Source organism: uncultured Roseobacter sp. (genome assembly GCF_947492555.1).
In the GTDB taxonomy this organism is placed as follows: Bacteria; Pseudomonadota; Alphaproteobacteria; order Rhodobacterales; family Rhodobacteraceae; genus Roseobacter.
This window is the reverse complement of sequence record NZ_CANLNE010000001.1, coordinates 1,028,619-1,043,222: the sequence shown is the minus strand read 5'-3', so window position 1 is coordinate 1,043,222 and position 14,604 is coordinate 1,028,619. Positions and strand designations below refer to the sequence as shown.

Below are 14,604 nucleotides of genomic sequence, written 5' to 3'. Positions count from 1 at the left end.
TGTAATGAAACCCTGCCCGGATCGGGCGGGGTGTTGTCGTTTCAGCCCTTCAACAGCTCCGAGACCCAGAGCGGCAGGGTCTGGCTGGCCGGTCCGATGCGGATATCGTCGAATTGGCTGCCGACCAGCGAGGGTTCGAGGTTGAATTCAACGGTATGTGCGCCTGCCCTGCGGGCCTCGGCTACAAAACCTGCAGCGGGATAGACGTTGCCCGAGGTGCCGATGCTGGCAAAGACATCCGCGCCTGCCAGATGATCGAAAATCTCATCCATGTCGTAGGGCATTTCGCCAAACCAGACGATATCGGGGCGGGCTGCTGGCGCCTGACACGAGGGGCAGGTGTCGCCCGGTGCCATGGCCAGCGGCGCCGGCCAGCGATGATCGCAGGCGGCGCAGAGCGCGCTTTTGAGCGCACCGTGCATGTGCATCACTTTCCTGCTGCCTGCTTTTTCGTGCAGGTCATCCACATTCTGCGTGATCACGACAACTTCACCGCTGAAGGCCTCCTCCAACTCGGCCAGCGCGATGTGACCTGCGTTGGGTGCGGCCTCCGCTGCCTGCGCGCGCCGCGCATTATAGAAATCAACCACAAGCTTTGGATCACGGGCGAAGCCTTCTGGCGTGGCCACATCTTCGATCCGATGCTGTGCCCAAAGTCCACCTTCGGCCCGAAAGGTACCCAGACCGCTCTCCGCGGAAATTCCGGCACCGGTAAGGATCACGATTTTCTGCACGGGCCTGCCTCCTGATATCTTGACCCATAGATGCCGCGCCCGTGTACTAGTGTCAAAGCGCGCAGGCGTCAGGCTTCCAGAACCTGCAAGTGACCGGACAGGAAAGACAGCTCGGAAAGGGCGGGGTCAATCATATGGGTCTTGATCAGCCGCCGCATCGTCTGCGCCACGTTCAATGGCACATCGTCGGCCCAGTCTTCGCTTGCAAAGAGTGATATCTGCCGGGAAAACGGCGGCCCGGGCAGGGGATAGGCGACCAGATCGCTGTGAAACCGATGTGCACGCATGTACCCCAGAGGCGTTGTGATCGTCCAGCCGATGCCGCGCGCAACCATGGCCATCAGCGCCAGATGGCTGCCGATCTCGAAGCGTTCGGGGTGATCGCCCACATGTCCCGCAAGATGCGCTTCGATCTGGTGGCGGATCAGCTGATCCGCGTCGTAGCGCAGGAAGGGCAAGCCATCCGGCGCAGGCAACGCATTTTCAGCCACCTGGGTGCCCTTGGGCGCCACCAGCATGAAGGGATCGCGCGCCAACGGATGTTCAATGACACCCTCCAATGGTCGGCCCGTACTGGCTGAAATTGCCAGATGCAGGCGCTTTTCCACCATCGCCAGTGCCAGATCATTGCTGGAGGCGGTAATCATCTTGAACTGGCAGCCCGTGAGACTGTCGGCGAGGATCGTTGCCAGCCGCGGCGTCAGGCTGTCGTCGAAATCATCGATGATGCCGATGCTGAGGGCGCGGAGATGAGCGAGGTCCATCACGGTCAACTCACTTTGCGCCAACCGCAGTTCGGCCAGTGCCGCCTCGGCCCGGTGCAGGAAGAGCGTGCCGGCGGGGGTCAGGCGCATCGGTCTACGTCCGTGATCGATGAGGTCCGTGCTGAGGGCCGCCTCAAGGTTGCGCAATTGTTGGCTGACGGCAGGTTGACTGAGACCCGTGCGCGCGGCGGCCTGCGCGACCGAACCGGTACTGGCCAGGGCCTCGAAAACCTCCAGCCCGCGCAATGTGATCCCCTTCATCATGTTGAACACCCTTCGCGCAGTTTCGGGTTTCTTGAGGGTATTCATGTCATGCGTCAAGAAATATTGAGAACTCACATGCTCTATATGTCGAATTTCCAAAGATATCGGCGCAGGCATGGGCTCTTGCAGCGGGGCGGGATTTGCCGGAGGGTAGGGTGCCAACACCACAGGGACTTTCCGACGTGATCATCGCCACAGCCGCCTACCCGCTCGATTTTCTGACATCCTGGGCGCAATATGAGGACAAGATTTCCGCATGGGTGTCCGAGGCGGCGCAGGCGGGCGCAACGCTGGCCGTTTTCCCCGAATATGGCGCGATGGAATTGGCCACGCTTGGCGGAGAAGCCGCCGCAGGTGATCTGGAGCGATCACTCTACGCCGTCTCCGACCGGCTCCCGGATGCGGACGCCCTGCACAGCAGGCTTGCTGCAACGCATAACATCCACATTCTGGCGGCATCGGGACCGGCGGCCACTGCAACACGCCCGGTTAACCGCGCGCGTCTCTTTGCACCCGGTGGTCAGATCGGTGTGCAGGACAAACAGATCATGACGCGGTTCGAGCGCGATATCTGGGGCGTGATCGGCGGCGGACCGCTGCAAATCTTTGATACGGCCATCGGCAAAATCGGCATACTGATCTGTTACGACAGTGAATTTCCTTTGTTAGGCCGGGCATTGGCGGACTGTGACATCATCCTTGTGCCGTCCTGCACCGAGGCATTGTCCGGGTACTGGCGTGTGCGCATCGGGGCGATGGCCCGCGCACTGGAGAGCCAATGCGTCAGCGTCATGGCCTCGCTGGTGGGAGAGGCACCGTGGTCGGACGCCGTGGATATCTCGACCGGGACAGGGGGTGTCTTTGGCCCGCCGGATACCGGGTTTCCGGCCACTGGGGTCCTGGCCGAGGGCGAATTGGGCGTTCCGGGCTGGACCTACGCAGAGGTGGATTTGCAAGCCATTGCGCATGTGCGCGCGGATGGCGTGGTGCTCGGGCGGGCCCATTGGGCTGAGCAGATTGGCCGGGACGCTGCGGCGCCAATTATGACCTTGCGCTGAATCCCCCTTGAAAACAGCTTCGAATGCGCGCATTTAAGCGGCGTCCACAAATGGGTGGGCGTGCAATGAAGGAGAAACCATGGCCAAGGAAGATACGCTCGAATTTCCCGGTGTCGTGAAGGAACTCCTGCCAAATGCGACATTTCGGGTCGAGCTTGAAAACGGCCATGAGATCATCGCACATACGGCAGGCAAGATGCGCAAGAACCGCATCCGCGTTCTGGCTGGCGACAAGGTGCAGGTCGAGATGACCCCCTACGATCTGACGAAGGGTCGGATCAACTACCGCTTTAAGTAACCCCTTGTTTATTCTGGGGTCTGGAAGTCCGCGCCGCAAGGAATTGCTGGCGCAAATCGGCGTTGTGCCGGATCATGTTCGCGCGCCGGATATTGACGAGGACCCGTTGAAGGGTGAGTTGCCGCGCCCCTATTGCCGCCGCATCACCCGCGCAAAGGTGGCGGCGGTGACGGCTGACGATGGTGATATCGTACTCTGCGCAGATACCACGGTGGCCCTGGGGCGTCGCATTCTAGGCAAACCGGCCGATGCAGCAGAGGCCGCCGCTTTCCTGCGCCTGTTGTCGGGCCGCAGGCATCGGGTGATCACGGCAGTGGCGGTGCGACGGGGTGAGAATATCTGGGAAAAGGATGTGGTCAGCACGGTGCGTATGAAATCTCTCTCCGATGAAGAGCTGGACGCTTACCTCGCAACGCAGGACTGGCGCGGCAAGGCAGGGGGCTATGGCATTCAGGGGCCCGCCGGGGCGTTGATCCCATGGATCAGTGGCTCTTTCACCGGCATCGTTGGATTGCCCTTGGCGGAAACGGCGAACCTGCTCAGGGCCGCCGGACATCCTGTGTTGCAGGCTCCCTCATGAAGGGCCGGAGTATCATTCTCGATCACATGGGCGACCGCGAGGCCGCCGCCATGATGGTTGATGGTCAGCTTGAAGACATCCTGATTGATACCGATGCGCCGCGTCCCGGGACCGTGTACCGCGCGATTGCCGATCGGCCCGTAAAAGGGCAGGGCGGCATGTTCCTGAAAACACCCGACGGGTCTGCCTTTCTGCGGCAGATCAAAGGGTTGGCGCCGGGGCAGCCCATTCTGGTGCAGGTCACGGGCTATGCCGAACCGGGCAAGGCCTTGCCGGTCACCCAGAAACTGCTCTTCAAAAGCCGCTACGCGATTGTCACGCCCGGCGCGCCGGGGATTAATATCAGCCGCCAGATCAAGGATGAGGCAGAACGCGACCGGCTTCTGGAGATTGCGCATGACGTCCTGTCGGATCAGCCCACGGGCCTGATCCTGCGGTCCTCCTGTGGCGGCGCGCCTGTCGACGCGATTGCGGAAGACATCGCGCAAATGGCGGAGCTTGCTGCACGTATCCTGGCGGATGAAAGCCGGGAGATGGAGGTGCTCGCCGAAGGCGATGGCCCGCATCTTCTGGCCTGGCGCGATTGGGTGGCCCCCGCTGACGTGGTCACCGATGCAGGCGGGTTCGAGGCTCACGGCGTGCTGGACGCGCTGGAAACGGTGCGCGGCCCGGAGGTTTCTCTGGGTGCTGGCGCGCGCCTCTATGTTGAGCCGACCCGTGCCCTGGTGGCAGTGGACGTCAACACGGGTTCAGATGCGTCGCTGGCCGCCGGGATCAAGGCGAACATGGCCTGCGCCAAGGCATTGCCGCGTGCGCTGCGCCTGCGCGGGCTGGGCGGCCAGATCGTGCTGGATCTCGCTCCGATGCCCAAGAAGGACCGCCGCAGTTTCGAAACCGTGTTGCGTCAAAGCTTTAGGGCAGATGATATCGAGACGGCCCTTGTCGGCTGGACACCGCTGGGCCATTTTGAACTCCAGCGCAAACGCGCGCGCCTGCCATTGAGTGAGGTCCTGACATGAATTGCCCGATCTGCGGGAATTCAACGGTGCCAGCCGTGCGCCCGTTCTGCTCCAAACGCTGCGCGGACCGTGATCTGGCGCGCTGGTTCAACGGCAGCTATGCGGTGCCATCCACCGATCCCGAGGATATCGACACCCTCGAGGACGCGCTGGAAGAGGCCGAACGCGAAGAGCAAAGACAGGAAAAACCGCACTAGCTCCCGGCAGGTAGGGTGGGCTTCAGGCCACCCTTGTTCAAAGATCGAAGGTGGGCAACTGATCGAAGGCGGTGCGCAAGGCATCGCCCCACCCGGATGAAATGCTTTGATACACCGCGTCATCCTGCTCGATCCGGCGATCCAGCACCGGCGCGTAGGCATCATCCTCGTAGACCATCAGATCGAATGGAGGGGCGACGGAGAGATTGGAGCGCACCGTGGAATCGAAGGAGACCAGTAGCAGCTTCACGGCATCTTCGAAACGCATGTGCGGCTCGTAGGCCCGCACCAGAATGGGGCGACCATACTTTGTCTCGCCGATCTGAAAAAACGGTGTCTCCGAGGTTACCTCGATGAAGTTCCCCTCCGGATAAATCATGAACATGGTGGGCGGGCTGCCCTTGATCTGGCCGCCCACGATAACGGTGGCCTGAAATGCCGCGTCCCCGGTCTGACCTACAGGCGCGCTCTGGGCGATGACCTCTTTCAGCGTCGATCCGACCATGCGCGCCACCTGAAACATGGACGGGGCATGCAGAATCGACGGATCACGGTCACCCACCGCCTTGACCCGTTCTTCGATCAGGCTGACCAGCGCCTGCGTGGTGGCCAGATTGCCGGCTGTCATCAGCGTGATCAACCGCTCGCCCGGCACGCCCCAATGAAACATCTTCCGCGTCTTGGAGAAGTTGTCGACGCCCGCGTTCGTGCGGGTGTCGGACATGAACACAAGGCCCCGATCAAGGCGCAGGCCCACGCAATAGGTCATGAAGATATCCAGTCGTCAGGCAGTCTTTCAGAGCAGAGGCTTACTGCTGTATCTGCAGCGATACAATCATCGATTCATTCGCAGCCCCTAAGCGAAGCCCGGAAATCGGGGCGGCGTGGCTGTAGTCTAACCCCGCGGCCAGCCGGACATAGCGCGCATCGGGGCTGATCCCGTTCGAGATGTCAAAGCCCACCCAGCCGAGACCATCCACATGCGCTTCGGCCCAGGCGTGGCTTGCATCCTGATCTACCCGGTCGTCCATCATCAGATAACCCGAAACATAGCGGGCAGGCACCCCGGCGGCGCGCGCGGCGGCGACGAAAATCTGGGCGTGGTCCTGGCACACGCCGCTGCCCCCCATCACTGCCTCTTCGGCAGAGGTGGCCGCATAGGTCTCGCCAATCCGGTAAGGCACGGCCATCAGGATCGATGAAGAGAGAGCATGCAGGGCCGACAGCGGGTCTGGCGCTGCTGCCAATTGCCCCGCAAGGGCCCTGATACCGGGGCCAGCCTCGGTCAGCGGCGTAAACTGCTTGAAATACCACAGGGGCGCCGGTCCGTAGACCTTGCCCAAGACGCCTGCGGTGTCCGTCGTTTCCACCTCACCTGCGGCCGTGATCGCAACCTCTTGTGCGCCTTGATCGACACTGACCAAATGCACCTGTGCCCCATTGTGATCCCGGTATTCCGTCTCGATCTTGCCGCCCTCGACCCTCAGATCCCAGGTGTGCACCTCCTGTTGCGCCGTGGTCGGTGGCGTCAATCGCACCTGCTGCAGTGCGTAGTCCACCGGGCTGTCATAGCTGTAGCGCGTCGTGTGGTTGATCGTCAGTCGCACCTGATCCCTTTCCTATCCGATGAAGCGGAAGTCTTTTTCAATCTGTGTCCCCAGCGCGTTGTTGTCGCGGATGAACTCCGTGATCATCTCATGCAGCCCGTGGTCAAAAACCGTGTTGATATCCAGCGTCTTCAACTGCCGTCCCAGCTTGTCCGCCAGATCGTGGCAGGGATGGCGTGTCTGATATTCCTGCTCCAGATAGCGCAGGTTCTCCGTTGTCTGTTTCACACAGAAGGCCAGCGAGCGGGGCAGGCGTTTGTCAAAAATCAGGAAGTCCGCGATGGCCGTCGCCGTCATGTCCTGCTCGTCCAGCCAGCGAAAACAGCGATGTGCCGAGACCGACCGCAGGATCATTTCCCACTGCACATTGTCCAGCGACGACCCGACGGCCGAGGCCGAGGGTAGCAGCGTGTAATACTTCACATCGATGATCCGCGCCGTGTTGTCCGCCCGTTCAATGAAGGTGCCGATGCGTGCAAAATCATAGATATCATTTCGCAGCATCGTGCCGTGAAGGGCCCCGCGCACCAATGCGCTCTGCTTACGGATCAGCGCAAGTGCTGCGGGCAGATCGACCGTTGTTACCGGTTTGGCCAGCAGATCGCGCAGGGTCATCCAATTGTCGTTCACCGCCTCCCACACTTCGGTCGTCAGTGCGGTGCGCACCAGTCGCGCATTGTCGCGGGCGGATTTGGTGCCGGCAATCACGCTGGAGGGGTTGTCGGTGTCCCGCAGCAGCCAGTCCATGACCAGCGTGTCACTGTAACTGTCGTATTTATTCTCATACCCGAGACCGGTGCCGGAGGTGATAACAACGGATTTCCACTCCGATTCAGCATCGGACGACCGGGTGAGCGCCATGCGGAACCCTGCTTCGAGAAGACGGGCGGTATTTTCGCTCCGCTCCAGGAACCGGAACATCCAATAGAGGCCGCCTGCTGTTTTTCCAAGCATATCAGTCCTCCAGCACCCAGGTGTCTTTTGTTCCGCCACCCTGGCTGGAGTTCACGACCAGCGACCCTTCGGTCAGCGCCACCCGGGTCAGCCCGCCTGGCGTGATATTGACGCCCTGCGGGGAGACGAGCACAAAGGGGCGCAAATCCACATGGCGCGGCGCAAGCCCCTGATCGACGAAAATGGGAACGGTTGAGAGCGACAAGGTCGGCTGCGCAATGTAGTTGCCCGGTCTCGCCTCGAGCTTTTTGCGGAAGGCGGCAATTTCCTTTTTACTCGCCGCGGGGCCAACCAGCATCCCGTAGCCGCCGGAGCCATGCACCTCCTTCACCACCAGCTCGGCGAGGTTGTCCAGCACATAACGCAGCGCCTCGGGCTCTGCACAGCGATGGGTCTCCACGTTTTTCAAAATTGCCTTCTCGCCGGTATAAAACTCGACGATCTCCGGCATATACGAATAAATGGCCTTGTCATCCGCGATCCCCGCACCGGGTGCATTGGCAATCGTGATGCCACCCGCACGGTAGACATCCATGATGCCGGGAACGCCCAGCATGCTTTCGGGATTGAAACTCAGGGGGTCCAAAAAATCGTCGTCGATGCGCCGGTAAAGCACGTCGATCACGCGGTAGCCTTTGGTGGTGCGCATGGCGATCCGCCCGTCGACCACCCGCAGATCATGCCCTTCGACCAGTTCAGCGCCCATCTGATCGGCCAGAAAGGAGTGCTCGAAATACGCAGAGTTGTGAATGCCGGGGGTCAGCACCGCCACCGTCGGTTTGCCGGAACAGGCCTGCGGCGCGCATGCCGACAGCGACCGGCGCAGGTTCTTGGGATAATCGCTCACCGGTTGGACGCGGATTTGCGAAAAAAGCTCCGGGAACATCTGCAGCATCGTTTCCCGGTTCTCCAGCATGTAGGAGACGCCGGAAGGCGTGCGGGCATTGTCCTCCAACACGAAGAAATCGCCTTCGCCGGTGCGCACGATATCGGTGCCGACGATATGAGTGTAGACCTTGCCGGGCGGGGTGAAGCCCATCATTTGCGGCACGAACGCCTCGTTGTGTGCGATGAGCGCCTTCGGTACGCGCCCGGCCCGCAGGATTTCCTGCCGGTTGTAGATATCCCAGATGAAGGCATTGATCGCGCGCACCCGCTGATCAATGCCTTTAGACAGCTTCGCCCACTCCCTGTGCGAAAGGATGCGCGGCACCAGATCGAAGGGGATCAGACGCTCCTGCGCCTCTGATTGTCCATAGACGTTGAAAGTGATCCCGGTCCTGCGAAAGAAGGCTTCGGCTTCTTCCGCCTTGGATTCCAGACGTGCCGGATCCTGAGACTTGAACCAGGCGTCGTAGGCTGCGTAGGGATGGGTCACTGATCCGTCGGTGCGGACCATCTCGTCGAAGTTCTTTGCTGTCTTTGTCATCCGGTCATGATACCGGTCCGACGCGAAGGCACAACCAATCGGTGGCAAGGGATTAATAACCTTGGAGAAATGTAGAGGTGCGCCTGTTTTTTAAACGATTTTCTTTTCCAGATTGACCACCGTTCATCTGCTAGCACGGATGAAGTAGCGGGTAGTTCTTGTGAACCTTACTGGTAAACGTACTATCCAGATAGGTCCGCAGACAGAAGCCGTCGGCATTGGCGATGGCATTAGCCGAGCATTTGGCAAAAAGGCACTGGACACCCTTGAAGCAAACTCCTAGAACCCGCTCACCCAGCCAAGTTTTGGCAACCCGTGCCCGGGTAGCTCAGGGGTAGAGCAGTGGATTGAAAATCCTCGTGTCGGTGGTTCGATTCCGCCCCCGGGCACCATTTTTACAAATAATACCAATAAGTTGCCCTAAATTCCTGAGCATGGGCAAAAGGAAAAATTCTCCTTGGGTATCATTTGGGTATCAATTTCGGCATTTCATTCCCGAGGCCAGTAGAATGAATGCTTGGTGGTTCTCGTCTGCGCGGAAGATCGAAGAGAGAGCTAATTTGAAGCGCAGCGGCACGACGATCCCCAAGCTCGACCAAGTGATCGAGAAGCTCTAAGAATTGAACGTGGACATCGGGCTCCAAAGGTGTGTCTCGTTCAGTAAACGACTGAAGTAGACCGGCGAGCTGCGCAGTTCTTCCCCCAGACCAGAAGCCTCTAGACTGCCAAACGGCGGGCACGATGCCTCCCAACCTCGAAGCAAGGAATTCGCTGCTTCGATGATCGAAGGACCTTTCAACATGGAGTAAGAATGCTTGCATGACTTGAGGTAAATGGCCAAATCGTTGAAGCATCCAATCGATCAGTGGGTCAAGTAGACCTGCATCAGACCAATCATTGTTGGCGAAACGTGCCGCACCCATCGCCGGTCGATCCCAGTTTGCGCCCATTGCTGTACGAACAAGCTTGTGAAGCTGACTGGGAAGACCATAGTCATCTCGCCACTCAGGACGTTTCCAATCAGGATGATCTGCAACCGCTTCGAAGATATCAATGAACACCGATAATGTATCTGACGACACTTCCCGAGCATCGATGAGTCGCATGCAGGAGTACGCATCGGCGAATGTCGAGAGGACTTCGCTCTTTGGCTCAGTGGGTAATTGAGACAGAATGGGGATGATTTCACTGCGCAATTTTTCGGGCGGCAAATCTTCGAACAACCTCGCCAAGGTCCAGATACATCTCAAAAACTCTCGCCATAGTCTTGAGCCAGAACGGCGTTCGGACTCGTCGGCAATGCCGATCGCCGTAGCGAGCTTCCCTACGAAGCTACGCACAAGTGAAAACAGATCGTTTCGAAAACCCTCATCGTCAGCAAGCCTGTCTTTCGGAATGATGGACAACATTGATGCGAAATCTTTAACACGCCATTGATCTAAGTGGCTCGACTCGATACCGGAATACGTCTTCGAAAGAGTGTTCTCTCTGTTGGCAGCCTTTGCTCGAATAGTCGCAGTGAACAGCCGCTGTTTTTCAGAGGCAAGACGCTTCTCTCTCCCCTTGCGTCTTCGGTGCCAATCTGGCGATCCTCGATCCAATTCGAGGGTCGTCAACTTGAACGCGAGCGCGGTACATTTGTCAGCGAAGCTTTTTTGTCCTCGCCAACAAGACGCGGCGCTTGTCAGGGCGGCCAATTGAACTCCCTTGTAGGGGTGAAAGCACAAACGCACCAATTCTGCCTGTGCTGTCTTTTCTGCTCGTCCGCTATTCTTGATAATTGCAGCCAATCCCTTTGCCGCAAAAACTTCGGGCCTTTCGTTGGCAGGAGCATCAGCGTGAAAAAACTCATCGTTTGCCGGAACAGTATTTGCGGCGCGAAACGCAACGCTTTCGGCCCATTTCACTTGATCATGTGGAAGATCGGGCTGCAAACTCAGGATCGCTGCTGACACGGCTGCTACCCCGCCAGCGCGGCGGCTGCCGGGGTCTCCGGCATCGAAACCAGATTTGAACAGGTCCTCGTTATCGACCTCGCGTGCGAGCACTATGATCTCATCTCGCGCCTGATCATCAATTTTGCCGCTCTCAAACCAAGACTCACATTGTTTCAGCAGTTGGAAGCCTTCATTCCAATGGGCTAGCCGCTCACCTGCTTCTTCCGCTTGTTGCACTCGTTCGTCAGAGGGCTGGAATGCGACGCCGACTCTCCCATCATCGGTCGCCACCCGCGCATAGTTCGAAAGATCAGCCATCGCTGCCCATTCCTGAGCTCGATTCCGATAGTGCGCGACCAACTTGTCATCCTTTTCTTGACCTTCATGGGTGAAGGGCAAGTCATTTGGAAAGCCAGAGAGCTGTTCAATCACTTTTTCACGTTGGTCGTTCGCTGTGAGATTGAATGCTGTCGCGAGCCACCTGATGTTCTTTTTTCGGGAAGGCCGTGAGTTAAGGCGTTTCAACGCTTCGAGATGAGTCGTCTCGTTTGACCAGCCGAAACTAGCTCCTATTTCGTTTGAGTGATGGCCTTGGACGTCGTGTTGCCAGCGGTACTCATCCATGACCCAGATGTGCTGACAGCCGACAAGAGCAGCTGCGGCAGGTGAAAGTGAATCTTTGTCCAACACAACACCCAAAGCAATGCCAAGCGTGGCTACGCTTTCGTGTCCTGAAACAAGATCTCTGACGATCTCGTCAACTTCACGTCCAGATTCGAGTTCGGAAAATGCCCAATCTTCCAGCGCCATAAGAGCCGACCCGAGGGTGTCGCAGGAAAATAGACCTCTATACCAACCGTAAATCCTTTGGCCGCCCCAAAATGTTTGAGTCCCCCAAGGAAATTCAATGCTAAATGGAATGGGAATAGCGCGATCTTGGAAGTCATATTGTGGTAGTTGTCTCCATGCGATCACAGTCCGTCTCAGAAGCTCACGGATCAAGCGTAGTCCTTCTTGAGGTGCATGCTCGAAAAGGGCTGCAAACGGTTGTTGGAGCGGTGAGGCTGGATGACATTGCTGAGAGTAGCTGCTAATGCCCGGAGAGTCCCAATCGCTCATGTGGGGCGACCAACCAACTATCTGCCCCGGTGATCTCTCCGCCGACTCTGACGGTAGTGGCTCAATAAAAGCATGGAATGAAAAATCCGCCAGAGCATCAGGAACTACACTGGAGAGGCGCGCACTCCATGCAAAAACACTTAACTGAATCTTGTCGTCAATTCGTTCGGACGTCCATGCTTGAAGCCTTTCACGTAAAAGGTCAGTATTTGTAAGCGAGGACCTTATGAAGGTCTGACGAAGTTTGTCTCCGAAACCGTCCTTATGAAATCCCAACGGAGTGGCCTCTTTGCCTCTGTCCCAATAATCGTGCGCATCCCATTCAGCTAGGATTTGATCGAGTCGTTCTGCAAATCGGTTTTTGATTTTGTCTGGGTAATCCTGAAACAGGTTGAGCCATACGTCGAATGTGTCGACTATGTCCTCGATTGTTGCCTCATTCCAATCAAGCGAAAGCAACCAGATCAGCAATCGCCTCCAATTCCGAACAGGCCGGGGCCATGACAAGAAGTCAGCTATTCTGAATTTTTCGAATTTAGTTTTCTCGCTGAGTCCGAACGCGCCATGGACGACCAGAAGGTTTTCGATAGTCTTGTGTGCTCGGAAAGAAGAAAGGAGCCGGATGAGCCTTTGGTCTTCGCTCAAAAAAACCGAAATCGCATCTTTGCGATCAAAGAACGCTGGCGAGGCGAATGGGGCAAGGAGCCAAACCCTGCTCCAATGACGCCATGCTTCCTGCTGCTCCAGTGCCAATTGCGTTTCAGTCCAGGTGTCTTCGGACTCGAATTCAAACTGTGATAGTAGCTCTACCACCCGGATTAGTCCGGGCCTGTCGCCAGCAGCCGAGAGTGTGCCCGGCCAATCTGGACCATTTTGGCGACACAATCCGAACATTGCCCATTCAAGAAATATGTCGTGGGTAAAGGAATATCGTCCGCTACCCGCAACCTCAGCTATCGCTCGTTCTTTTGTTAGCGCCGTTAGAGCTTGAGCGGAAATACCTTCTATTGCGCCGCTTCTATTGGTTGCTTGAGCGCATCTCGCGGCTAGCTCACCCATCGATTGGCGGCGTTCAATCGAAGAGGCTTTATCATGTAGACCCTGCGGTCCTTCTAGCCAAACCTGCGCTAGTGAAATCTCGGAAAACTTGCCCGGTGCTCCATCAGTGCTCACTGAACGTTGTGCCAACACCTGAGCAAAGAAAGGGCGCCTTGCAAATTCCTTTTCTTGACCCTCGGCGAACAGGACTTCGTGCATCGCAGGAAACCGCTCAGCAAGGATGCCAGCCTCATTATCATCAAATCCATCGATCTCGACGATGTGTGCTTGGCCCTCCTCAATAAGTTGGGGAGGTAGCCATATCCTCAAGTCTTCGAGGTGTGACGAACGGGTAGATGCCACAACGCGCCAGTCCGCAAGCCTTGGATCATCAAGAAGAATAGTTACGATGTCCAAGATTGTCTGACGGGTCTCGTTTTCTAGGCGATCTATCCCGTCGATGAAGAGAGTTGGTTTTCCAAGTGTGGCTAGTTCAAAAAGGAGGTCAGCAAGTCGTTCCGTTTCTAGGCGCAAGTGCGTGGCCAGTGAGGGCCAGCCGGGGCCGACGAGACGCTTGTCGGTCAGAACAAGAGCGAAACCGTGCCGGGCGTGCTCTTCGGCCAGCGCGCGTAACACCGCCGACTTTCCCGAACCGGCCTCGCCCGCTAATTGGATAAATCGCTTGCCATCATCAATGTCGTTGACCTTGTCGAGAATACTATTTCGCGGGATAATCAGCCCTGAGATATCCATTCGGATACCTTGAAGAGCGTGCCTTGTTTCTTCTGCAACCTTAACAAGATCGCTGCGCATGCTTGGAAGAGAAGAAAGATCAAACACTCCCGAAAGCTGTTCAACCAACGTTGCCCTTGAAAAGCTGCCTGCTGCGCCCGACGCGTGTCGTGATATCTGGGAAAGTCGTACCCAAAGCTCTTCGGCACGATGACGCTCTCCAGTTGGTAGCGCATTCCGCAGACGTTCAATTGCCTCGAATGAACCTGACGCTCCTTCTGACAACGTGTCAAAGACGAGGATGACAAAATGCCTTAGAAACTGCCACGAATTTTCCTCACCTTGCGCCTCTGCTGGTAGCAGAGCTCGAACATCGCTCACGAACCTTCTTTGTGCGTCGCTTGCAAAATTCTCGGTATTGAGCCGTCTAAAAAAGTCGTCTGCCGACTTGGATGTACGAGCCCATTCAAGCGTAGAACGGGCTGCCCGGAGTGTGGACAGCGCGATATTAGCAGCAGCTAAGCCAACACGGTCCCTACCTATTCTGAAGCCATCTTTCTTGAATTCTCGCCAGCTAGCCGAAATGACATCTCGAAAGTCGGCATTAGTATCGGCAGAACTCAGCGTTGGGCTTTGCTTCACTTGCAGAGCCAATTTAGAAGGTTGGCCGTATCGATCCGAAGCCTCCACGACTATATCGTCTAGTGGTTCACCAAGCGCCGCGCGTTGGAGAAAGACGCCGTCAGTAATCGCTTCAGAGATTCCCCGCGCGCCGCCTTCAACAAGGAGGCTGGTCAAATATGACGCCACTACTGAATCTTCAAAGGTGTAGCCGACACCACCTGTTGCCTCGGGGCTCGCGGGCATTCTTTTT

General features: G+C 57.5%; 12 protein-coding genes and 1 tRNA gene. 6 read left to right on the top strand and 7 right to left on the bottom strand.

What is annotated here, in order from left to right; translation table 11 throughout:
- Positions 1-41 precede the first annotated feature (41 nt).
- Both Q1A07_RS05065 and Q1A07_RS05060 read right to left on the bottom strand, forming a co-directional pair.
- Positions 42-734 (bottom strand): NAD-dependent deacylase, encoded by a 693-nt coding sequence (locus Q1A07_RS05065; RefSeq protein ID WP_299778393.1) that lies wholly within the window; start codon positions 732-734, stop codon positions 42-44.
- A gap of 68 nt (positions 735-802) precedes the next feature.
- On the bottom strand, positions 803-1,807 hold the full coding sequence (locus tag Q1A07_RS05060) for a LysR family transcriptional regulator (RefSeq protein WP_299778392.1): 1,005 nt from the start codon (positions 1,805-1,807) through the stop codon (positions 803-805).
- A gap of 137 nt (positions 1,808-1,944) precedes the next feature.
- On the opposite strand from Q1A07_RS05060, the gene Q1A07_RS05055 reads away from it, so the two are divergent.
- The 5 genes from Q1A07_RS05055 to yacG all read left to right on the top strand — a co-directional run bounded on the left by Q1A07_RS05055 (position 1,945) and on the right by yacG (position 4,914).
- The gene (locus tag Q1A07_RS05055; protein ID WP_299779174.1) at positions 1,945-2,820 is read left to right on the top strand and encodes a carbon-nitrogen hydrolase family protein; all 876 of its coding nucleotides are present in this window, start codon (positions 1,945-1,947) and stop codon (positions 2,818-2,820) included.
- A gap of 79 nt (positions 2,821-2,899) precedes the next feature.
- Positions 2,900-3,118, top strand: a complete 219-nt coding sequence (gene infA, locus Q1A07_RS05050) for a translation initiation factor IF-1 (RefSeq protein ID WP_005978431.1) — start codon at positions 2,900-2,902, stop codon at positions 3,116-3,118.
- Positions 3,119-3,122: 4 nt separating this feature from the next.
- Positions 3,123-3,698, top strand: coding sequence for a nucleoside triphosphate pyrophosphatase (locus tag Q1A07_RS05045; protein ID WP_299778390.1), 576 nt, complete (start codon positions 3,123-3,125; stop codon positions 3,696-3,698).
- Positions 3,695-4,717, top strand: a complete 1,023-nt coding sequence (locus tag Q1A07_RS05040) for a ribonuclease E/G (RefSeq protein WP_299778389.1) — start codon at positions 3,695-3,697, stop codon at positions 4,715-4,717. The genes Q1A07_RS05045 and Q1A07_RS05040 overlap by 4 nt, the downstream gene beginning before the upstream one ends.
- Complete coding sequence (gene yacG, locus Q1A07_RS05035; protein ID WP_299778387.1) at positions 4,714-4,914, top strand: DNA gyrase inhibitor YacG; 201 nt, start codon at positions 4,714-4,716, stop codon at positions 4,912-4,914. Before Q1A07_RS05040 ends, yacG begins: the two co-directional genes overlap by 4 nt.
- Positions 4,915-4,951: 37 nt before the next feature.
- On the opposite strand, the gene Q1A07_RS05030 is transcribed toward yacG, so the two are convergent.
- Genes Q1A07_RS05030 through Q1A07_RS05015 form a run of 4 tightly spaced genes read right to left on the bottom strand, consistent with a single transcriptional unit; the run spans position 4,952 to position 8,904 of the window.
- Positions 4,952-5,683: a proteasome-type protease gene (locus Q1A07_RS05030; RefSeq protein ID WP_299778385.1), complete on the bottom strand. Its 732-nt coding sequence runs from the start codon at positions 5,681-5,683 to the stop codon at positions 4,952-4,954.
- 40 nt (positions 5,684-5,723) lie between these two features.
- Positions 5,724-6,521 carry a transglutaminase family protein gene (locus tag Q1A07_RS05025; RefSeq protein WP_299778383.1) on the bottom strand — a complete coding sequence of 266 codons (798 nt, stop codon included), beginning with the start codon at positions 6,519-6,521 and terminating at the stop codon, positions 5,724-5,726.
- A 12-nt stretch (positions 6,522-6,533) separates the two neighbouring features.
- Positions 6,534-7,475 carry an alpha-E domain-containing protein gene (locus Q1A07_RS05020; RefSeq protein ID WP_299778382.1) on the bottom strand — a complete coding sequence of 314 codons (942 nt, stop codon included), beginning with the start codon at positions 7,473-7,475 and terminating at the stop codon, positions 6,534-6,536.
- 1 nt (position 7,476) lies between these two features.
- On the bottom strand, positions 7,477-8,904 hold the full coding sequence (locus Q1A07_RS05015) for a circularly permuted type 2 ATP-grasp protein (protein ID WP_299778380.1): 1,428 nt from the start codon (positions 8,902-8,904) through the stop codon (positions 7,477-7,479).
- Positions 8,905-9,221: 317 nt separating this feature from the next.
- Here Q1A07_RS05015 and Q1A07_RS05010 point away from each other — a divergent pair.
- Positions 9,222-9,296 (top strand) — tRNA-Phe (locus Q1A07_RS05010).
- A 72-nt stretch (positions 9,297-9,368) separates the two neighbouring features.
- On the opposite strand, the gene Q1A07_RS05005 is transcribed toward Q1A07_RS05010, so the two are convergent.
- Entirely contained in the window at positions 9,369-14,597 is a 5,229-nt protein-coding gene (locus Q1A07_RS05005) for an ATP-binding protein (RefSeq protein WP_299778378.1), read from the bottom strand.
- Positions 14,598-14,604: the final 7 nt, after the last annotated feature.